This is a genomic window from Agrobacterium sp. CFBP 3001 (assembly GCF_027871605.1).
In the GTDB taxonomy this organism is placed as follows: Bacteria; Pseudomonadota; Alphaproteobacteria; order Rhizobiales; family Rhizobiaceae; genus Agrobacterium; species Agrobacterium leguminum.
Map to the genome: position 1 here is coordinate 132,844 of NZ_JAQAHD010000011.1, position 19,510 is coordinate 152,353.

At 60.5% G+C, this 19,510-nt stretch carries 18 protein-coding genes; 3 read left to right on the forward strand and 15 right to left on the reverse strand.

The window, feature by feature from the left end; all coding sequences use genetic code 11:
• Positions 1-114: 114 nt before the first annotated feature.
• The 3 genes from PH605_RS15525 to PH605_RS15535 are packed head-to-tail and all read right to left on the reverse strand — an operon-like array spanning position 115 to position 5,344.
• On the reverse strand, positions 115-3,186 hold the full coding sequence (locus PH605_RS15525; RefSeq protein WP_142845369.1) for an efflux RND transporter permease subunit: 3,072 nt from the start codon (positions 3,184-3,186) through the stop codon (positions 115-117).
• Positions 3,183-4,268 carry an efflux RND transporter periplasmic adaptor subunit gene (locus PH605_RS15530; protein ID WP_142845370.1) on the reverse strand — a complete coding sequence of 362 codons (1,086 nt, stop codon included), beginning with the start codon at positions 4,266-4,268 and terminating at the stop codon, positions 3,183-3,185. The genes PH605_RS15525 and PH605_RS15530 overlap by 4 nt, the downstream gene beginning before the upstream one ends.
• A complete protein-coding gene (locus tag PH605_RS15535; protein ID WP_125144977.1) occupies positions 4,268-5,344 on the reverse strand; it encodes an efflux RND transporter periplasmic adaptor subunit in 1,077 nt (358 codons plus the stop codon). Before PH605_RS15535 ends, PH605_RS15530 begins: the two co-directional genes overlap by 1 nt.
• Positions 5,345-5,647: 303 nt before the next feature.
• Here PH605_RS15535 and PH605_RS15540 point away from each other — a divergent pair, with 303 nt between their 5' ends.
• Positions 5,648-6,262, forward strand: a complete 615-nt coding sequence (locus tag PH605_RS15540; RefSeq protein ID WP_078052068.1) for a TetR/AcrR family transcriptional regulator — start codon at positions 5,648-5,650, stop codon at positions 6,260-6,262.
• A 23-nt stretch (positions 6,263-6,285) separates the two neighbouring features.
• Here the strand turns inward: PH605_RS15540 and PH605_RS15545 are convergent, their stop codons facing one another.
• The 12 genes from PH605_RS15545 to hutC form a co-directional block, all read right to left on the reverse strand.
• On the reverse strand, positions 6,286-7,740 hold the full coding sequence (locus PH605_RS15545) for an NAD-dependent succinate-semialdehyde dehydrogenase (RefSeq protein ID WP_142845371.1): 1,455 nt from the start codon (positions 7,738-7,740) through the stop codon (positions 6,286-6,288).
• Between the two features lie 10 nt (positions 7,741-7,750).
• Positions 7,751-8,833, reverse strand: coding sequence for an ABC transporter ATP-binding protein (locus tag PH605_RS15550; RefSeq protein ID WP_065656543.1), 1,083 nt, complete (start codon positions 8,831-8,833; stop codon positions 7,751-7,753).
• Positions 8,830-9,630: an ABC transporter permease gene (locus PH605_RS15555; RefSeq protein WP_080857499.1), complete on the reverse strand. Its 801-nt coding sequence runs from the start codon at positions 9,628-9,630 to the stop codon at positions 8,830-8,832. The genes PH605_RS15550 and PH605_RS15555 overlap by 4 nt, the downstream gene beginning before the upstream one ends.
• Position 9,631: 1 nt before the next feature.
• A complete protein-coding gene (locus PH605_RS15560; RefSeq protein WP_425292602.1) occupies positions 9,632-10,459 on the reverse strand; it encodes an ABC transporter permease in 828 nt (275 codons plus the stop codon).
• A 108-nt stretch (positions 10,460-10,567) separates the two neighbouring features.
• On the reverse strand, positions 10,568-11,578 hold the full coding sequence (locus tag PH605_RS15565) for an ABC transporter substrate-binding protein (RefSeq protein ID WP_078052073.1): 1,011 nt from the start codon (positions 11,576-11,578) through the stop codon (positions 10,568-10,570).
• Between the two features lie 57 nt (positions 11,579-11,635).
• Positions 11,636-11,950 carry an NIPSNAP family protein gene (locus tag PH605_RS15570; RefSeq protein ID WP_020813480.1) on the reverse strand — a complete coding sequence of 105 codons (315 nt, stop codon included), beginning with the start codon at positions 11,948-11,950 and terminating at the stop codon, positions 11,636-11,638.
• A 5-nt stretch (positions 11,951-11,955) separates the two neighbouring features.
• Positions 11,956-13,422: an aldehyde dehydrogenase gene (locus PH605_RS15575; protein ID WP_142845373.1), complete on the reverse strand. Its 1,467-nt coding sequence runs from the start codon at positions 13,420-13,422 to the stop codon at positions 11,956-11,958.
• Between the two features lie 4 nt (positions 13,423-13,426).
• Positions 13,427-14,467 carry an LLM class flavin-dependent oxidoreductase gene (locus PH605_RS15580; protein ID WP_142845374.1) on the reverse strand — a complete coding sequence of 347 codons (1,041 nt, stop codon included), beginning with the start codon at positions 14,465-14,467 and terminating at the stop codon, positions 13,427-13,429.
• Complete coding sequence (locus PH605_RS15585) at positions 14,464-15,402, reverse strand: flavin reductase family protein (protein WP_142845375.1); 939 nt, start codon at positions 15,400-15,402, stop codon at positions 14,464-14,466. The genes PH605_RS15580 and PH605_RS15585 overlap by 4 nt, the downstream gene beginning before the upstream one ends.
• The gene (locus PH605_RS15590) at positions 15,399-16,244 is read right to left on the reverse strand and encodes an alpha/beta fold hydrolase (RefSeq protein WP_142845376.1); all 846 of its coding nucleotides are present in this window, start codon (positions 16,242-16,244) and stop codon (positions 15,399-15,401) included. Before PH605_RS15590 ends, PH605_RS15585 begins: the two co-directional genes overlap by 4 nt.
• A gap of 11 nt (positions 16,245-16,255) precedes the next feature.
• The gene (locus tag PH605_RS15595; protein WP_080857506.1) at positions 16,256-16,858 is read right to left on the reverse strand and encodes an amino acid synthesis family protein; all 603 of its coding nucleotides are present in this window, start codon (positions 16,856-16,858) and stop codon (positions 16,256-16,258) included.
• Positions 16,859-17,136: 278 nt separating this feature from the next.
• The gene (gene hutC, locus PH605_RS15600) at positions 17,137-17,877 is read right to left on the reverse strand and encodes a histidine utilization repressor (RefSeq protein ID WP_065656553.1); all 741 of its coding nucleotides are present in this window, start codon (positions 17,875-17,877) and stop codon (positions 17,137-17,139) included.
• 130 nt (positions 17,878-18,007) lie between these two features.
• Between hutC and PH605_RS15605 the strand changes: the two genes are divergently transcribed.
• Both PH605_RS15605 and PH605_RS15610 read left to right on the forward strand, forming a co-directional pair.
• The gene (locus PH605_RS15605; protein WP_142845400.1) at positions 18,008-18,349 is read left to right on the forward strand and encodes a hypothetical protein; all 342 of its coding nucleotides are present in this window, start codon (positions 18,008-18,010) and stop codon (positions 18,347-18,349) included.
• A gap of 101 nt (positions 18,350-18,450) precedes the next feature.
• Positions 18,451-19,488 (forward strand): ABC transporter substrate-binding protein, encoded by a 1,038-nt coding sequence (locus PH605_RS15610; protein WP_142845377.1) that lies wholly within the window; start codon positions 18,451-18,453, stop codon positions 19,486-19,488.
• Positions 19,489-19,510 lie beyond the last annotated feature (22 nt).

Below are 19,510 nucleotides of genomic sequence, written 5' to 3' on the forward strand. Positions count from 1 at the left end.
TCTCGCGGCCAAGCCGACCTTCCTAACATTATCCTGCCCGCCGGAACAACGACGGCGGATATTTTTGTTGGAGCGAGGGTGCAGTATCGCCGCACCCTCGCTCCGCGTCAGATATTACGCCTTGATTTCCGCTGCCTCCGGCTTGTCATCCTCACGTGGGATGCGGAACCACGCGACATAGAGCGCCGGCAGGAAGAGCAGGGTAAGCGCCGTACCCACCACAATACCGCCCATCATCGCATAGGCCATCGGACCCCAGAAGATTTCCCGGGAGATGGGGATGAGGGCAAGTGTGGCCGCCGCCGCCGTCAGCATGATCGGCCGCATGCGGTGTTCGGTCGCCTCGATGACGGCACGCCATGCCGAGACCCCTTCGCTTCTCAGATGCTCGATCTGCACGACGAGGATGACCGAGTTGCGGATCAGGATACCGATCAGCGCCAGCACGCCGAGAATGGCGACGAAACCCATCGGCGCATTGGAGAAGAGCAGCGCCACCACGACGCCGATCAGGGCTGTCGGCGCCACGGCAAAGACCAGGAACAGCCGGCTGAAACTCTGCAACTGGATCATCAGGATCGTCGCCATCGCAAACAGCATCATGGGGACGACAGCGACGATCGGCGCTTGCGAATCCGCGCTGGATTCCACCGAGCCGCCCGTCTCCAGCGTATAGCCGACGGGAAGCGTTTTCTGGAACGCCTCGATGTTCGGCTTCAGCTGCTCCACAATCGTTGCTGGCTGCGTTGGACCGATAATGGCAGCCTTGACGGTGACAGTGGGGATCCGGTCGCGACGCCAGATGGTCGGCTGCTCCAGCTCATAACGGAAATTGGCGATTGCCGAGAGCGGCACGGCCTTGCCGTTGGTTGCCGGCAATTGCAGGTTCTGCAAGGTCTCGATGGAGCCGCGCTCCGAAAGCTGCGCCCGCGCCACCACGTTAACGAGGTAGATATCGTCCCTCACCTGCGTGACGGTGGAGCCTTCGACAATGCTGTTCATGGCATTAGCGATGTCTTCCGACGAGACGCCGAGTTGGCGGGCCTTGTCCTGCAGAACATCCACTTTCACCACGCGCGTCGGCTCGTTCCAGTCCATGACCATGTTGGACAGCAGCCGGTGTTCGCCGACGATGCCCGACAATTGCTGCCCGAGCTCGCGCACCTTCTGGATATCCGGACCGCTGAGGCGATATTGCACCGGCTTTCCGACCGGCGGACCGATATCGAGCAGTTTCACGAAGGCGTCGGTGCCGATAAAAGTCTTGTTCAGATAGTCCTGCAGCTCGGCGCGCACCTTGTCACGCACATCCAGCCCCTTGGTGACGATGACCGTCTGGCCGAAGGTGACATCCGGCGTCTGCACGTCGAAGGACAGGATGAAACGCGGCGCGCCTTCGCCGACATAGGTTGTCCAATGGTCGATATCCGGATTCTTGGAGAGCATTTCCTGCTCGAACTGCGCCATCTGCCGGTTGGTTTCGGCGATGGAACTGTTCTGCGGCAGGTTCCAGTCAACGATCAGCTCCACACGGTCGGATGACGGGAAGAACTGCTGCTGCACAAGGCTCATGCCGCCGACAGAAAGGCCGAACAGCGCAATGGTGAGGATAATCGTCACCCAGCGCCAGCGCAGCGCCCGGCCAAGAAGCCACGAAAAGGCGGAGGCAAAACGGCCCTTTTTCTCGTGGTGCGATTTCATCGTCTTCGGCAGGATCGTCACGCCGAGCAGCGGCGTGAACAGGACCGCGACGATCCATGACACGATCAGCGAAACGGCGATCACCACAAAAAGCGTGAAGGTGAATTCACCCGCCGCGCTGTTGTTGAGACCGACCGGAATGAAGCCGGCAACGGTGACCAGCGTACCGGTCAGCATCGGGAAAGCGGTCGAGGTGTAAACATAGGTCGCCGCTTTCCTGAGATCGTCTCCGACCTCAAGCCGCGCAACCATCATCTCAACGGCGATCATCGCATCGTCGACGAGAAGCCCGAGCGCGATGATGAGGGCGCCCAGAGAGATACGCTGCAAGGAAATGCCGGTATATTCCATGTAGACGAAGGTAATCGCCAGCACGAGCGGAATGGAAACGGCAACCACCATGCCGGCCCTGAGGCCAAGGCTGATGAAGCTGATGACGAGAACGATGGCGATGGCCTCGAACAGCGCCGAGGTGAAGCCCGAGACTGCCTCATCGACCACGGCCGGCTGATCGGACACACGATGCACATCGACGCCAACAGGCAGGTCCGCAACCACCCGCTTCATCTGCGCATCCAGCGCCTCGCCGAAGTGCAGCAGGTTCGCGCCGGTTTTCATGCCGATCGCAAGGCCGATGGCCGGCTGGCCGTTAAAGCGGAACAGCGAGGATGGCGGATCGACATAACCGCGCCGGATCGTCGCCACTTCCGTCAGCGGGAAAAACCGGTTGTTGACCCGCAGATTGATGGACCGCAGGCTGTCTTCCGAGGTGAACTGGCCGCTGACGCGCAGCGCGACGCGCTCAGGCCCGGCATTGACGAAGCCGGATTGCGTGACGGCGTTCTGGGCTTGCAGCGTCTTGATGATCGACTGCTGGTCGATGCCGAGCGCCGCGATCTGCCGCGTGGAGAACTCCAGATAGATCGTCTCGTCCTGCGCGCCGATGACATCGACCTTGCCGATATTGTCGACGGTCAGCACCTTCGCACGGGCATCTTCCACCAGATCGCGCAATTGTCGCTGGCTGAGACCGTCGCTGGTGAAAGCGTAGATATTGCCATAAACATCGCCGAAGCGGTCGTTGAAGAAGGGACCGACAACGCCCGAGGGGAAATCGCCCTTGATGTCGCCGATCATGTTGCGCACCCGCACCCAGGTCGGCTCGACGTTGCGCGCCTTGGTTTCCGGCACCAGCTCCACGAAGATCGTCGTGCGACCGGCGACAGTCTGGCTGCGCAGATGATCGAGATTGTCGAGTTCCTCGAGCTTCTTCTCGATCCTGTCGGTCACCTGCCGCGCCACTTCTTCGGCGGAAGCGCCGGGCCATTGCGCGCTGATCACCATCGTCTTGATGGTGAAGTTCGGATCTTCCTCGCGGCCGAGGTTGAGATAGGAGAAAACGCCGGCAAGAACGAAAACCAGCATGAAGTACCAGACGAGCGAACGGTGTTCGAGCGCCCAGTCGGAGAGATTGAATTTCTTCACTGACGGACCTCCTGATCGATCCTGATGGCCTGTCCATCCCTAAGCTTGTGAACGCCGGCGCTGGCAACACGTTCGCCGGGCTTGACGCCGCCGGTGATGCGCACGCTGCCGCCTTCGGCAGGCTCACCCTCTATCGTGACCGGGCGGAGCGTTACCGTTGCCGTATCGGCATTGACGATCCAGACGCCCCATCCATTGTCCGTTTTCAGCAGGGCAGATGACGGAAGCATGATCTGCGGTTCGGATGCCGCAAGCACCGAGGCCGTGACAACGGACCCCAGCCGGAATGTTGGCGGCGCATCCTGGAGGCTGATCTTCGTGCGGCGCGTGCGCGTCGCCGTTTCGGCTTCCGGAGCAATCTCGCGGACCACGCCGGTGGTGCGAATTTTCGGATCGAGCTGCAGGGCGATCTCGAAGGCGGAGCCGATCTCCAGACGCTGCGCCGCAAATTGCGGAACGTCGACCACCACATCGCGCACTTCCGGGCGGGCAATCGTCACGACCGTTTGCCCGGCCGAGACGACCTGACCGATTTCGCCCGAAGTTGCCGTCACCACACCGTCAAATTCCGCATGAAGCTGCGCATAACCCAGCTGTTCCTCGGCCTTGTCCAGATTGGCGCGGGCCTTGGCGACGGACGCATTGGCGGTGCGGGTGGCCTGCTCGGCCTCTTCCAGCGCCGCTTCCGTGCCGCTGCGGGCTTCGGCCAGCACGCGCTGGCGCTGCTCGGTCGTCACTGCATTGGCCAGCTGCGCTTCCGCATTGGAGAGGTCGGATTGCGCGCTCTTCACCGCAAGCTCGAGCGCGAGCGGATCGATTGACGCAACTACGTCGCCCTTCTTCACCAGATCGGCGACATCGACATTGCGGGCGATGATGCGCCCGAGCACGCGAAAGCCGAGATCGGTCTGAATGCGCGATTCCACCGTGCCGGTCAGCCGCAGGGCATCGGCCGGCTTCTCTTCCACGACGACGGAAAGCACGGGACGCGGCGCCTCGGCGGCGGCTTCCTGCTTGTCCTCGCAGGAGGAAACCGCAATCGCCACAGCCACCAAAAACAAGCTTTTGTATAAACTGGACATTATTGTGCCTGCCCCTTTTCATAGGCGACCTTTTCACCGGCGCGGAGAAATTTGGTGCCGACGGTGACGACGAGATCGCCGGAATTAAGCCCCTGCGTGATGACGAATTGACCGGTCTCGTAATCGACGACCTCGATGCGCCGCATGGCGATTTCCGAGGATTGCGGATCGACCACCCAGACGGCGGGGAAGCCGTCCTGCGACGTCATCGCCGACCACGGAAGCTCAATCGCATCGACCTGTTTGAAGCGGAAATGGCCGGATACGGGCGCGCCGAGCGGCATGGTCATATCGCCGTTCAGGCCGACCTTGACCCTGATCGTTCCATTGTCCGGGTCGATCGTCGGAGAAATCTCCCGCACCGGCGCCGCAACGCTGCGGGCGGGGTCCGACAGGAGGCTGACATTGACAAGATTGTCGATATCACGCTCGAGGAACAGGGATTCATAAACATCAAAAACCGCATCGCGCGGCCCGTCATGCGCCAGCGTGAAGACGAGCTGGGCGGCCTGCGCCACCTGGCCGACTTCGACATTGCGCGCGGTGATAACGCCATCCGCATCCGCCCTGAGTTCCGTATAGGACAGGGCATCGCGCGCCGTATCGAGCTGCGCCTGCGCCGATCTCACCGCCCCTTGCGTCGTGAGAAGGGTTTCCTGAGCCTTGTCTACCGCCGAACGCGAGGTCACCTGCGTCTTGAAAAGACTTTGCTGACGGTCGAACGTCAATTGCGCCTGCGTCTGCTGCGCTTCCGCTGATTGCAGGTTGGCCAGGGCGACATCGAGATCGGCCTTCTGCTCTTCGGGATCCATGCGGGCAAGCAATTGCCCGGTCTTCACCCGCGCGCCCACATCCACCAGCCGCTCGGTGATCTTGCCGCTGACCCGGAAGGACAGGTCCGTCTGGACCCGCGCCTTTACTTCGCCCGTGATGACGCTACCGCGATCAACGGGTTTTTTCTCAGCCGCGACCACATCGACGGTGCGGAGCGGCTTTTCGGCGGGCGGCTCTTCATTGCTGCAGGACGACAGGGCGAAAATACCGCCAAGCGCCGCCGCGATAAGAATAGTTCTCATGGTGACCTCTTGATCTTCGCCTCATCCTATAATATTTGACTGACTGAATAGTCAATGAAATTCTTATGCCGCTGATCGGGGAGCTGTCCGGAGTATCGGCACGGGTTCCCGAATGATCATTCTCGTCGTCCGGCTCATACCTGCGGGCGCATTGGCAATGTTCCGGCATAGTGAAGCATGCGCGCGCCTTCACAAAAATCGTTCCGGTTTTTGCGCCGGTGCTATAGGCAAACCCATCTCTCATTTCCGCCAATCGCGACGGACAGAAGGGCACGCGTCGAAAATAAAGAAGGATCCGGGGCCATGGCGAAAGCAAAACTGACACGTGCTGAACAGAAGATACAACGTCCGTTGCAAATTCTCGATGCCGCATTCGAGGAATTCACCAAAAGGGGATTTACCGCGACGCGGGTGGAAGACATCGCGGAACGGGTGGGGGTGACGAAAGGGACGGTCTACGTCTATTTCGAAACCAAGGAGGCGCTCTTCGAAGCGATGGTCAAGCACGCCTCCCTGCCATTCCAGGAGGCGTTCAATGCCTATACGCATACATCCGACGACCCGGTCGAGGAGCTTCGTCTGCTGCTGGAGTTCCTGTTCGATTCCCTCGTCGACAACAAGAAGATGCGGGAACTGTTCCGCCTGATCCTTGCGGAAGGCGCAAAATTTCCCGATCTCATCGACCAGCACCATGACACGTTGATGGCGCCTGTCTTTACGCGCATCGATACGGTCCTCGAGGAGGGCGTGGCGAAAAAAAGGTTCAGGGCCAATCCTCCCGAACTCGCCAAAGTGGTGATGTCACCCATGGTCGGAACATTGGTGTTTCGGCTGATTTTCAACGACCGGCGCATTCTGGACAGACAGGCTGTCCTGAAAATTCATCTCGATCTGATCATGCGTGGGCTGCTGGCATAGGCATCATTCTTCGCGGCCCGGCCTCAGCCGACGCCACCGATGCAGACATATTTGAGCTCGGTATATTCCTCGATGCCGTGACGTGACCCTTCCCGGCCGAGACCAGACATCTTGACACCACCGAAAGGCGCCTCGGCGGTGGAAATAGCCCCCGTATTGACGCCGACCATGCCATATTCCAGCGCCTCCGCAACGCGGAAGACCCGCGACAGATCGCGCGCATAAAAATAGGATGCGAGGCCGAAATCGGTATTGTTCGCCTGCGCAATGACATCCGCCTCATCCTCGAAGCGGAAGAGCGGCGCAAGCGGCCCGAAGGTTTCCTCGCGCGCCACCTGCATGCCGGCATCGACATTGCGCAGGATCGTCGGCTCGAAAAAATTGCCGCCCAACGCGTGTCTTCTGCCGCCCGTGGCGATCTCGGCGCCTTTCGAAAGCGCATCGGCAATATGGGCCTCCACTTTGGCAACGGCGTTTGCGTCGATGAGAGGCCCAAGAATGCTTGCCTCCTCCAACCCGTTACCGACCTTCAATTGCGCGACGGCCCCTGCGAATTTTTCAGCGAAAGCATCATAGACGCCGCTCTGCACATAAAAACGGTTGGCGCAAACGCAGGTCTGACCATTGTTGCGGAATTTGGCGAGGATCGCGCCCTCGACAGCGGCATCGAGATCGGCGTCATCGAAGACGATGAAGGGTGCATTGCCGCCGAGTTCCAGCCCCAGTTTCTTGATCGTCGGCGCACATTGCCGGTAAAGATGTTCGCCCGTACGCGTCGAGCCGGTAAAGGTCAGAAGGCGGATATCCGGGCTTGCCGTCATCTCCCCGCCTATCTCTGCGGCTGGCCCCGTCAAAATGCTGAAAAGCGCAAGCGGCAGGCCGGCGCGCTCTGCAAGGATGGCAAGGGCAATGGCAGAAAACGGTGTTTGCGGCGCCGGTTTCAGCACCACTGCACAGCCGGCGGCCAGCGCCGGGCCGACCTTGCGAGTGATCATGGCATTGGGGAAATTCCATGGCGTGATGGCCGCAACCACGCCCACGGGCTGGCGAAGAACCAGAATGCGTTTATCCGGCTGGTGGCCGGGCACTGTCTCGCCATGGATTCGCCGCGCCTCCTCGGCAAACCATTCGATGAAGCTTGCGCCATAGGCGATCTCACCTTTGGCTTCCGCGAGCGGCTTACCCTGTTCCAGCGTCAGTATCATGCCGAGATCGTCACGGTTTTCCATGACGAGCCGGAACCATTCCTTCAGGATATTCGCACGCTCGCCGGCGGTGCGGCGGGCCCATTCCTTCTGGGCGATCACGGCGGAAGCGATTGCTTCTCTCGTTTCCTTCGCACCGAGTTCTGGAACCCGCCCAACGATCTCACCGGTCGCGGGATTGAGGATTGCCGCCGTTTCACGGCCATCGCAACCAACCCAGCGGCCAGCCACCGGCACTTTCTCGCCGAAGAGTGTGGGATCATTCAGATTCATGGCCCATCCCTCAACAGAAGACCTGCGCCGAGGCCGGATCGAAGGCGAGATGCACGAGGTCGCCACGGCTGAGGCCAGAAATCGCCTCATGGCCGAAAGGCAGGCGAACCGCAAGCGGCTCACCCGAGCCGGTATGGGCCACCACATGGACATTGTTGCCGAGGAAAGTGATGTCGCTGACCGTGGCCTGGAAACCGGCAGCGGCGACCGGCCGGTTACGGCTGAGCTGCAGCCGCTCCGGGCGCAGCATCAGCGCCGCTTTCTTTCCCGGCGCGGCTTCGCCATGCACCGGAATGTGATCGAAAACGATATCCCGACCGAGCGACACCGTCGCCCTGCCGCCCGAAGCGGCGAGGAGATCGCAGGCGATGAAGTCGCTGTCGCCGATGAATTCAGCCACGAAACGGGTCGCCGGGTGGGCGTAAAGCTCCGGTCCCGTGCCGATCTGGTCGATTACCCCCTTGGAAAACACGGCGATCCGATCGGAAAGACGCAAGGCCTCTTCCTGATCATGGGTAACGTAGAGGATCGTCACTTCCGTCTGCTGGTGAATACGGCGGATTTCGAACTGGATTTCTTCGCGCAGCTTCTTGTCGAGCGCCGACAACGGCTCATCCATCAAGAGCACCGGTGGGTCATAGGCAAGCGCCCTCGCCAACGCCACACGTTGCTGCTGGCCGCCCGACATTTGCCCCGGTTTTCTGTCTTCGAAACCTTCGAGACGGACAAGCCGCAGCATTTCCTTCACCTTCGCATCGATTTCCGCCTTGCTCTTACGGCGGACCTTCAGCGGAAAGGCGATGTTCTCGCCAACCGACAGATGCGGAAACAGGGTGTAGCGCTGGAAGACCATGCCGATATTGCGCTTGTGCGACGGCGTCGACAGCAGGCTTTCGCCGTTCAGCAGAATATCGCCCGATGTCGGCTGCTCGAAACCGGCAAGGATATAAAGCGTCGTGCTCTTGCCCGAACCGGACGGCCCGAGAAATGTCATGAACTCGCCCGGCTGCACGTCGAGATTGACGTCCTGAACGGCGACGACCGGTCCGTATTGCTTGCGGATGCCGCGAATCTGCAGGAGCGGTTTGGTCATGTTTTCAGTCCTTTTCGCACAGCCGCGACAAGCAGCATGAGAATGATGGTCACCGCGATGAGAAGCGTGGAGGCGGCCGCGATCACCGGCGTCAAATCCTGACGCAGCGTTGCCCAAATCTTCACCGGCAGCGTCTGCAATGTCGGGCTTGCCATGAAGATCGCCAGCACCACCTCATCCCACGAGGTTAGGAAGGAGAAGATCGCCGCCGAAAACAGGCCGTGGCTGATGGCGGGAAGCGTGATGCGGATTTTCGCCTGCAACGGGCTTGCGCCGCACAGCACCGCCGCATCCTCAATCGATTTGTCGAAACCCTCGAGCGCGCCGGTCAACGCCAGAATGGAAAAAGGCAGCGCCACGACGAGATGGGCAATAACGAAACCGGCGGTCGTGCCGGCAAGGCCAAGTTTCAGGAAAAAGGCGTAAAGCGCCACCGCCAGCACCACGACGGGCAGGATCATCGGCGTCATGAACAGCGCGCGAAGCGTGTTACGCCCAATGAAACGGCCGCGCACCAGCCCGAAGGAAGCGACAAGACCGATCAGCACGGACAGCACCGTGACCATGAGGGCGATGCGCAGGCTCGTCCAGGCGGCCTCCAGCCATCGCGGATCGGCGAAGAAATCCGCATACCATTTCAATGTCCAGCCGGGCGGCGGAAAGATCAGCCATTGCGACGAGCCGAAAGACAGCGCTGCGATGAAAACGATGGGCAGGATGAGAAATGCCGTCGTCAGCACCGTGATCAGGAGGAGCAGCCATTTCCAGAGGCCGAGGCTGTTATAGTTCAAAAGCATGTCAGCGCCCCCCTGCCCCGGCCGCGCCGAAAAATTTGAGCTGGATGGCGTAAAGCGTCAGCGTCGCCACCAACAGCACCAGTGCGGCCGCCCCGCCCATGCCCCAGTTGACGAGCGACTGGACGAATTGCGCTATGAGTTCGGCCAGCATCATGTTCGCCGTACCGCCGAGCAGCGCCGGGGTAACGAAATAACCGAGCGACATGACGAAGACCATCAGCGCGCCGGAAATCATGCCGGGCGCTGCCAGCGGAATGAGGATGCGGGTCAGCGCCTGAAAGCGTGTCGCCCCGCACAAGGCCGCCGCCTGAAGAATGGCCGGATCGATCTTGCGGATGACGCCATAGAGCGGAATGATGATGAAGGGCAGCATGATATAGGTCATGCCTATCGTTACCCCGGTAAGATTATTGACCAGCGCCAGAGGCTGATCGATGATGCCCAGCCCCATCAGCGTCTTGTTCACCACGCCCGTGCGCTGCAACAGCACCATCCACGCATAGGTGCGCGCCAGAAGATTGGTCCACATCGACAGGAGCAATATGGCAAAGACGATGGAAGCGAGCCGCGCCGGCATGATGGCGAGCGCCCAGGCGACGGGAAAGCCGATCGCCAGCGACACGACAGTTACCAGCGCCGACACCGCGAAGGTATTGAAGAATATCTTCAGATAGGTGGAGCTTCCCAGCAGGGCGGCATAGTTGCCCAATCCGAAAACGGGTTCGGTGACGCTGCGCGACAGCAGGATCAGAACCGGAACCACGAAGAACAGGACAAGCAGGATAAGCGCCGGCAGGGTAGCCGTAAAATTGCCGGGCCGGAAAGGCATCCGCACCTTCGCTTTCGGGCTGACTGTTTCATCGGTAAGCGAGACCATGCCCAAACCTCCCGGACGTGGAAAATCGCGCGGGCGCCTGTCGCGGCCCGCGCCGTTATCTTACTTCGCCTGCCAGGCGTACCAGCGCTCGCCGATCTCGTCGCGATGCTGCGCCCAGTAGTTCATATCGGCGTTGACCTGGCTTGCCGTCTGCTGGTCCGGCAGGGTCTTGGCGGTTTCCGGATCCATCAGCTTGGCGGATTCGATATTGACCGGCGCATAACCCGTCGCGGTCGCCATATCCGCCTGCGCCTGCGCAGAAGTGGCGAGCGCGATGAACTTCATCGCCGCATCCCTGTTTTTCGTTCCCTTGGGAACGACGAGGGAATCCGCCGCGGTGATGTTCTGCTCCCAGGAGGTTTCCACCTTCACGCCGCTTTTTTCAAGCGCCGTCATGCGGCCGTTCCAGACGCTGCCGAAGGGCGCTTCCGCAGATGCAATCAACTGCTGCGACTGCGCACCGCCGGACCACCAGATGATATCGGATTTGATCGTATCGAGCTTCTTGAAAGCGCGGTCGAGATCGAGCGGATAAAGCTTGTCGGCGGCCACACCATCGGCCAGAAGGGCGGCTTCGATCACGCCCGGTGCCGACCATTTATAGAAGGTTCGTTTACCGGGAAATTTCGCAGTGTCGAACAGATCCGCCCAGCTCTTCGGGCAGGCGGCCACGGCATCGACATTGCAGCCGATGACGAAGGAATAATAAAAGCTGCCGACGGAGTAGTCCGTCACGAAGCGCGGATCGAGCTTGGTCTTGTCGATGACGGTAAAATCGAGCTTCTCCAACAGGCCTTTCGGGCCGGCCTGCGCGGCATAATCGCCCTCGACATCGACCACATCCCAGGTCACGCCGTTCGCCTCGACCATGGCTTTCAATTTGCCGTAGTCCGTCGGGCCGTCCTGCACCACGTTAATGCCGGTCGACACCATGAATTTTTCAGCCCAGGCCGCCTTCTGGGCGTCCTGCGTGGTTCCTCCCCAGCTGGAGAAAACCAGATCATTCGCCTCGGCGGATGCACCAAGGGCAAAAAGAGCGGCGCATGTCGTCAATACCAGTTTCAATTTCATGTTCCCTTACTCCGTTTTAGAGCTTCTTGTTGGTATGCACGTCGCGACCGGCGCATTTCACCCCAGCGGTGAAAACCGCGCCGGTTTCATGATCTTGTTTTCGGCGACTTCGATGAGGTCGCGGATTTTCGGAAGGAAGGACAACCAGCGCGGATCGGCCATCAGCCGTGCGCGCCTTTCCTCGCGGTCATCCAGGCTCGAAAAGGCCCAGATATGGACGATCTCATTGATCGGGCCGATCTCGGAGAAGAAGTAACCCACCAGCTCGCCGAGATGGCTCTTCTGGATTTCGATGCCCTCTTCCTCGACCACCTTGAGGTAGGCGGGGATGGCGCCGTTCTTCAGCCGGTAAGTGCGGATTTCGTAAAACATGGGCTTCACCGCATCACGAAGGGATCGGGGATCGGATCATCGGAGGTTCGCAGCCATATGGTCTTGGTGCGCGTGTAATCGAGCGCCGCCGCAAGCCCGCCCTCGCGTCCGTCGCCCGACAGGCCGAATCCGCCGAAAGGCGCAATCGGCGAGACCGCACGGTAGGTATTCACCCAGACGATGCCGGCACGGATCGCCTTCATCAGGCGGTGAGCGCGGGTCAGATTCTGCGTGAAGACACCTGAGGCAAGCCCGTAGACCGTGTCATTGGCCAGCGCGATGGCTTCCGCTTCGGTTTCAAACGAAACGACCGAGAGAACGGGACCGAAGAACTCTTTCTCCATCGATGGCGAACGAATGCCGTCGCAATCGAGAATGGTTGGCGGATAGAAATAACCGTCGCCGTCTACAACCGCACCGCCTGTGACAACCTTGGCGCCCGCGTCCACGGAGGCGGAAACCAGAGAAACGATGTGCTTCCTCTGGCGCTCCGTCGCCAGCGGGCCTACTTCCGTCGCCATATCCAGCGGCGAGCCGATGCGGATCGCCTCAGCCTTCGCCTTCAGAATCTCGAGGAACCGATCCTTGACGCTTCTTTCGACGATCAGCCGCGAGCCGGCGACGCAGCTCTGGCCGGTCGCGGCGAAAATTCCCGCAACCTGCGCATTGGCGGCGCTCTCGAGATCGGCGTCGGCAAAAACGAGTATCGGCGACTTGCCGCCGAGTTCCAGCGAGGTGGAAGCGAGGTTTTCAGCCGAATTGCGCACGATATGACGCGCCGTTTCCGGACCGCCGGTAAAGGCGATATGAGCCACCTTCGGATGGGTGGTGAGCGCCGTGCCGCAGGACGCGCCGAAGCCGGAGACGATATTGACCACACCGGCGGGAAAACCGGCCTCATGCACCAGCCGGGCGAATTCCAGAAGGGGTGCAGGCCCATCTTCCGAGGCCTTGACGACAAGGGTGCAGCCGGCCGCGAGTGCCGGGCCGATCTTGACGGCGGCGAGAAACAGCTGGCTGTTCCACGGCACGATGGCCGCCACGACGCCCACGGGTTCGCGCCGCAGCCAGACATCCATATCCGGCTTGTCGATCGGCAGATAGGCGCCCTCGATCTTGTCGGCCAGACCCGCATAATAACGATAATAATCCGCGACATAGGCAATCTGCGCGGAGGTCTCACGGATGATCTTGCCGGTATCGCGGGTTTCGAGTTCGGCGAGCGTCTTCGCATTCTCAGTGACCAGATCGGCGAGCCGGTAGAGCAGCTTCCCACGCTGTGTCGCCGTCAGTTTCGACCAGCCTGCATCTTCGTAAAGCGCCCGATGCGCGGCCTCGACCGCACGGCCGACATCGGCCTCGCGGCTTTCCGGCATTTCGGCCCATGCAGTGCCGCTTGCGGGATCGAGACTTGCGAAACGCGCCTCACCATCTTCGAAACGTCCGTCGATATAGCACTGGAAACTGCGCATCGCGTTACTCCCCGAAAGCCGGCATGACATCGGAAAGGAAGCGCTCCAGCGAGGCCTTCTTACGCTCGAAGCTCATGCCCGTATCGATCCAGAAGGAATATTCGTCATAGCCCATAGCCTCGTAAGCTTTAAGCCGGCTAATCACCTCATCGGCATTGCCCACGACGTTGTTCTTTCGCATGACATCGGTGGAAAGCATCGCGTTGGCGGCGATGTCTTCGGGCGCAATACGCTCGATCAGACCCTGATGGATCGGTTTTTCGTTTTTGAACCAGGCGAAGAAATAATTGTAATAGACGCTCATCTCATGCGCCGCCTGGGCGATATCGGCTTCATCGGAACCGACATAGGTGTGGCGAAGCAGCATGATTTTCGGCCGCTGTTTTTCCGGGTTCTTGGCGCAGGCATCGTTGAAACGGCCCATCAGGGTTTCCACTTCGTCATCGCCCTGCCAGAGTGGCGTCACCTGCACGTTGCAATCATTGGCGACGGCGAATTCATGCGAATTCGGATCACGCGCCGCCACCCAGATCGGCGGGAAGGGCTGCTGCAATGGCTTGGGAGCAGAGGTGGTGGCCGGAAATTTGTAGAACTCGCCGTCATGGGCATAGTCGCCCGCCCACACACCTTTGACGGCCGGGATCAGCTCGCGCATACGCTGGCCGGCGCCCCAGGCATCGAGGCCCGGAAGCAATCGCTCATATTCAAACGAGTAAGCACCGCGCGCAATGCCGATATCGAGACGGCCATCGCAGATGAGGTCGGTCATCGCGGCTTCGCCGGCAAGCTTGATCGGATGCCAGAAGGGCGCGATCACCGTGCCCGTGCCGAGACGCGCCGTCCTGGTGCGCCGCGCCAGATCGGCGATCGTCACGAAGGGGTTCGGGGCGATGGTGAAATCCATGCCGTGATGTTCACCGGTCCAGATGGCATGCATGCCGCCGCGATCGGCGATTTCGCAAAGCGTTACGAACTCCTCGTAGAGCGTCTTGTGATTCTGCGAGGCGTCCAGCCGTTCCATATGGACAAAGAGGGAGAATTTCATGGGTTTGCCGCCTTCATCGAGATGGGATGGACCCTGCCGGCAGTCTCGTTACCGACATAGACACCGAAATTGCCGATTGAACTTTCCAGCGCGAACCGGTTGACAATGTCCGCCGTCGCGCCGGAGTCGAACTTTGCCGAAGCCAGCGCGCCGGGCAACAGAAAACGGCCCTGGCGCGGCGCGTCGTCCCCATCTGCCAGCGCGTGGTAGACGATGTGCTGACGCCCATCCGCCTTGTTTTCATAAACCGAGTAAAGAAAGCCCGTCCTGACCGGCAGTCCGGTGAGCTCTTCCAGCCGCGCCGTCAGCGCCGCCACCGGATCGCCGCCCGTCACGACGCAGCCGGGCAGCGACAGCATATCCTCCCCGACGAGGTAAATCTCGCCGCGCCGCTCAAGAACCGCGCCGACAGCGATTTCACCCTCCGCCGCAGCCGAAAGCGCCTTCGCTGCCAGCATCGGCGTGAAGTAACCGCCCCGCGCATAACCGAGACCGTTCAGACCGCTATTCTCGAAAGCGTCGATACGACCGAGCAGAATGACGTGGTCTCCGGCCTCGATAACCTCCTTCATCGAACATTCGAACCAGGCTGCAACATCGGCAAAGACCGGTGAGCCTGCCGGCGCATCCGACCAGGTGGCGGCAGCAAAACGATCTTCAACCGGCCGGGCGAACGTATTGGACAGGTCCTTCTGGCCTTCCGACAGAATATTGACGGCGAAATTTTTCGCACCCGTCATCGTCGCGAAATTGCGCGAGGTGCGGGCAAGGCAGATCAGCAGCAGTGGCGGATCGAGCGAGACGGAGGTGAAGGAATTTGCGGTGAAACCCACCGGCTTTCCGGCTTCGTCGCGGGTGGTAACGATCGTCACCCCCGTCACGAAGGCGCCGAATGCGTCGCGCAGGGCGCGCGGGTCAAGGGTTGCAACGGTCATTGCGGCTCCTCCTCTAAAGCCAGCCATTCGGCCATCAATGCATTGACGGTTTCGGGTGCGGTCAGATTGACCATATGCCGGTGCGCCTCGACGATGCGGGCATAACCGCGCGGCGTGATCGCCGCCATCTGCTCCGCCATCAGGGGCGTGGAGTTCGGATCGTCCGAACCGGTCAGAAAAAGCGCCGGGCAGGTGACCGAAGGCCAGCGGTCGGCATAGGTCTCGTCCCCGCCCGCAAAGGCGGTATAGGCGACCGCGTAACCTTCCGGATCGACCATTTCCAGCCAGCCTCGCGTCAATTCCCGGGCGTGCTGGCTTTTCAGATCATCGCCAAACCAGCGCAGCAAGGGACCTTCCTTGTCCACGCCCGTGGTGCGGATCGCCGCCGCACGCGCAAGCACCGCCGCCTTCGCAACGGGATCGCGGCGATAAACACCGTTCAGATACCCGACACGCGCTATGCGATCTCCAAGCGTCGCGGCTGCCCCGCCGGAAATCAGCGCACCCATGGAATGCCCGGCGACATTGGCGCGCTCTATCCGCATGTCGTCGAGAAACCGGCCGAACCAGCCGACGAAATCCTCAAGAGTGCTGCCGGCCGCAAGACGTTCGCTGCCGCCGTGGCCGGGCATGTCGACCGCGATGACGCGGTGCGTCCTCGAAAACACCTCGATCTGCGGCGTCCAGGCTTCGAGCCGCATTCCAACACCGTGGATGAGGATCAGATTCTCGCCCGCGCCGGCTTCGAAATAGGCGGCCCCGCCTCCGGTCGTTTTCCGGGGGAGCGTGGCGGCGCCTGTCTTTGCACCGTTGACCCGTGACGTGTCGGCGACCCTTTGCATTGGCGTTCGCCTCAAACGCCGGCCGGATTGGCGACATCCTGGCCGAGATCCTTGAGATCCTGATAACGGTCGCCGATGCGATGATGCGGACGGCCGCCAACGGAAGCACCGAGCGCGACCACGATCTCGTCCGCAGCCGGGGCATCGGGAATGGCCGTCTGGATCGTCAGATAATGCGAACGGCGGCCCTCATCATTCTTGTCCATCAGCGGGATCATGATCGGCGCATTGCCGGGGCCGCGCGTATTGCAGAAAGCGAGATAGGATTTGGCGCCAACCGCCTGACGATAGTGATTGCCGAAGCGCAGCGTATGGATGAGCGCGGAAGCATGTTCGATCTCACCATCCAGCCCCACGACGGCCGCCTTGCCATAGGCCTCCACCGCCTCGCCGGAACCGACAGCGTCAAGGATCATCTTCGTCAGCAATTCACCAAGTACCGGCGCGCCTGCGTGAATTTCCGGCTTCAGATCGACCACGAAACCTTTGCCCGCCCAAGGATTCTTAACGACCGCAATGGCGGCGAACAGCTTCAACGGCGCTGCGGCAGCCTTGCCCCCCTCAATCAACGTCGTTTCGACCTGCAGCAGGGTCTTGCGGATCTGGATGGACATCAGCGCTCTCTCCGTAAATATGATGGCTTATGGTATGCCATAATATATGACTGTCAAGTACCGTAATCCCGCAAGGGCGAGCAGTGGAATTCTGGGGGATTGTCGTCGCCGACAAGTCGAGCGCTGTGGGCAACCAATTGCACTTGGCAAGCAACGATTGGAGGCGGGAAAATGGGGCAGATTTGACCGGGGCGTCATCAGCCGGGCTAGATGCGCAAGTGGCCGCCTTATACTGCGATAATGTTCCGGAAGATCAGGGCAGCCGAGGCTGGCCGCCTCTATTCCTGACTTTCAAGCCGATATCGGGAACCCGGATAGAGCAGCCGCACGGACGTGACGGCGCGGCTCGATGACCAGGTTCTGCGGCGCACGAGAAGGCACGGCTCGTTTCGGCTGATGGCCATCAATTTGCATTCCCAGGGCTGGGGCGATGCGGCCTCGATGAATTGCTCGGTCCGCGAAATCGGCGCCGCCGCCGTCAGATAGGCATTCGGGGTAAGCGTATTGAAATCCTGCATCAGATAATCGGGAGCGATCTCCGCATTGACGAAGCGATCTTCAAGCTGGATCGGCACATCGTCTTCGTGATGCACGATGATGGAGTGAAAAACCTTCGCTCCCACGGCGATCTCCAGCGCGGTTGCGAGATCGGGACCACAAACTTCCGTCTGGGCGAGGATCAGGCTAGGCCGATGCGTCGAACCGCGCTCCTTGATCTCGTCGGCGATGTTGCGCACGCCCATCATGCCGGCGCTTCGCTTTTTCGGGGCAACAAAAGACCCGCGCCCCTGCACGCGAACGATTACCCCCTCGGTTGCCAGCTCCCTCAGGGCGCGGTTTGCCGTCATGCGACTGATACCCAGCATGTCGACGATCTCGTTTTCGGAGGGTATCCTGTGGTTGGTCAACCACTCACCGCTGGCGATCTTTTCCTTGATCTGTTCTTTCACCCGCTCATACAGCGGCAGGGAGGAGCGATCGCCCGAGACAGGAAACTCGTTTTCGGTGACGGGCAGCATTGAAACTCCTAAAAATCGGGCGACTGCACAAAACGCAGCCAGAATCCGCGCAAGCACAAAATTATCACATCCTATCTTGCTTGTCTTTCGCAAATATGTGAAGTTACATATACAACTTGAGGGGAAAATAATGGCAAGCGAAGACTCAATCTCCAGCGGCCGCAAGTCTCCCGCCGATAGTCGGGGCGATATTCGAATGCCCGCCCAGCGCAACGGCAGGAGCTGCCATACCGATGCCGAAGCTATGCTCGACGGCTCGGTCGCGCAATATGCGCTGAAAGACCGCCCTTGCCAGAACCCGCCAACCGCATACGCCTTCGACTCGGAATGGCCAATGCGCGGGAAGCATATGAATTTCTCAAAGTTGTATAGTGAACTTCCGACACGCCGCTCCAAGGTGAACATCGAATTCCATATTGATTCGACGAGCGCCCGCCCGCCGATTTCGACGGGACATGAAATGCACCAATGACCGCCGGGCTGAGGGGTGGACATCTGCCCAGGGCACGCCCGGCTGAAGCCACAAAACGCATGCCAGCAACTTGCCAATCATCAAACCAAAAGGGGAATGCAATGCTGAATTCAAAGCTGAAAATCGCGCTGGCCACCACCGCGCTCATCATGGGAGCCTATGCCGGGTCCGCGAAAGCGGAAGGCTATTGCGCCGCTGGAAAGACCATCACCTTCGCCGGCATCGACTGGGAAAGCGGCGCTTTCATCACCGAAGTCATGAAGGAAATCCTCTCCAAGGGCTATGATTGCAAGGTCGATTCCATTCCCGGCAACTCCGTGACGCTGGAACAGGCGACCGCCAATAACGATGTGCAGATCTTCGCTGAAGAATGGATCGGCCGCTCCGACGTCTGGAACAAGGCCGCGGAAGCCGGTCAGGTAACATCGGTCGGCAAGACCTTCGTCGGCGCCGCCGAAGGCTGGTTCGTGCCGGAATATCTGGTCAAGGGCGACCCGGCAAAAGGCATCGAAGCCAAGGCGCCGGACCTGAAGAGCGTCGACCAGCTTTCCGACCCGAAGATCGTCGAACTGTTCAAGGATCCGGAAGAGCCGACCAAGGGCCGCTTCCTCAATTGCCCCTCGGGCTGGACCTGCGAAGGCGTCAACACCGCCAAGCTGCAGGCCTACAAGCTGGAAGCAAACTATGTGAACTTCCGCCCCGGCACAGGCACCGCTCTCGACGCCGCAATTGCCGCCGCCTATCTCCAGGGCGAGCCGATGCTGTTCTATTACTGGAGCCCAACGGCAATCATGGGCAAATACAAGCTGGTCCAGCTGCAGGAGCCGGCCTATAGCGACGCCTGCTGGAAGGAACTGACGAGCGCCGATGGAAAGCGCGACGCCGGTTGCGCCTTCCCTTCCGTTGAGGTGGCCTATGGCGTGAACAGCACCTTTGCGAAGGAAGCGCCGGAAATTATCGCGATCCTTGAAAAGGCGACATTCCCGCTGGCGGAGATCAACTCCAGCCTTGCCTATATGACCGACAAGCAGGTCGACGCGACAGCCGCTGCCAAAACCTTCCTTCAGACCAAGGCCGATATCTGGGGTAGCTGGGTTTCTGCGGACGCCAAGGCGCGTATCGAAGCCGCCGTCAAGTAAACATCGCAGGCGCGCCGGGCTT

What these genes read in the sequence shown, in the direction of transcription:
- PH605_RS15530 (WP_142845370.1), bottom strand. Translation starts at nt 4,268, where the DNA reads ATGTCCAGTTTATACAAAAGCTTGTTTTTGGTGGCTGTGGCGATTGCG.
- PH605_RS15535 (WP_125144977.1), bottom strand. Translation starts at nt 5,344, where the DNA reads ATGAGAACTATTCTTATCGCGGCGGCGCTTGGCGGTATTTTCGCCCTG.
- PH605_RS15540 (WP_078052068.1), top strand. Translation starts at nt 5,648, where the DNA reads ATGGCGAAAGCAAAACTGACACGTGCTGAACAGAAGATACAACGTCCG.
- PH605_RS15545 (WP_142845371.1), bottom strand. Translation starts at nt 7,740, where the DNA reads ATGAATCTGAATGATCCCACACTCTTCGGCGAGAAAGTGCCGGTGGCT.
- PH605_RS15550 (WP_065656543.1), bottom strand. Translation starts at nt 8,833, where the DNA reads ATGACCAAACCGCTCCTGCAGATTCGCGGCATCCGCAAGCAATACGGA.
- PH605_RS15555 (WP_080857499.1), bottom strand. Translation starts at nt 9,630, where the DNA reads ATGCTTTTGAACTATAACAGCCTCGGCCTCTGGAAATGGCTGCTCCTC.
- PH605_RS15560 (WP_425292602.1), bottom strand. Translation starts at nt 10,459, where the DNA reads ATGCCTTTCCGGCCCGGCAATTTTACGGCTACCCTGCCGGCGCTTATC.
- PH605_RS15565 (WP_078052073.1), bottom strand. Translation starts at nt 11,578, where the DNA reads ATGAAATTGAAACTGGTATTGACGACATGCGCCGCTCTTTTTGCCCTT.
- PH605_RS15570 (WP_020813480.1), bottom strand. Translation starts at nt 11,950, where the DNA reads ATGTTTTACGAAATCCGCACTTACCGGCTGAAGAACGGCGCCATCCCC.
- PH605_RS15575 (WP_142845373.1), bottom strand. Translation starts at nt 13,422, where the DNA reads ATGCGCAGTTTCCAGTGCTATATCGACGGACGTTTCGAAGATGGTGAG.
- PH605_RS15580 (WP_142845374.1), bottom strand. Translation starts at nt 14,467, where the DNA reads ATGAAATTCTCCCTCTTTGTCCATATGGAACGGCTGGACGCCTCGCAG.
- PH605_RS15585 (WP_142845375.1), bottom strand. Translation starts at nt 15,402, where the DNA reads ATGACCGTTGCAACCCTTGACCCGCGCGCCCTGCGCGACGCATTCGGC.
- PH605_RS15590 (WP_142845376.1), bottom strand. Translation starts at nt 16,244, where the DNA reads ATGCAAAGGGTCGCCGACACGTCACGGGTCAACGGTGCAAAGACAGGC.
- PH605_RS15595 (WP_080857506.1), bottom strand. Translation starts at nt 16,858, where the DNA reads ATGTCCATCCAGATCCGCAAGACCCTGCTGCAGGTCGAAACGACGTTG.
- hutC (WP_065656553.1), bottom strand. Translation starts at nt 17,877, where the DNA reads ATGCTGCCCGTCACCGAAAACGAGTTTCCTGTCTCGGGCGATCGCTCC.
- PH605_RS15605 (WP_142845400.1), top strand. Translation starts at nt 18,008, where the DNA reads ATGGCAAGCGAAGACTCAATCTCCAGCGGCCGCAAGTCTCCCGCCGAT.
- PH605_RS15610 (WP_142845377.1), top strand. Translation starts at nt 18,451, where the DNA reads ATGCTGAATTCAAAGCTGAAAATCGCGCTGGCCACCACCGCGCTCATC.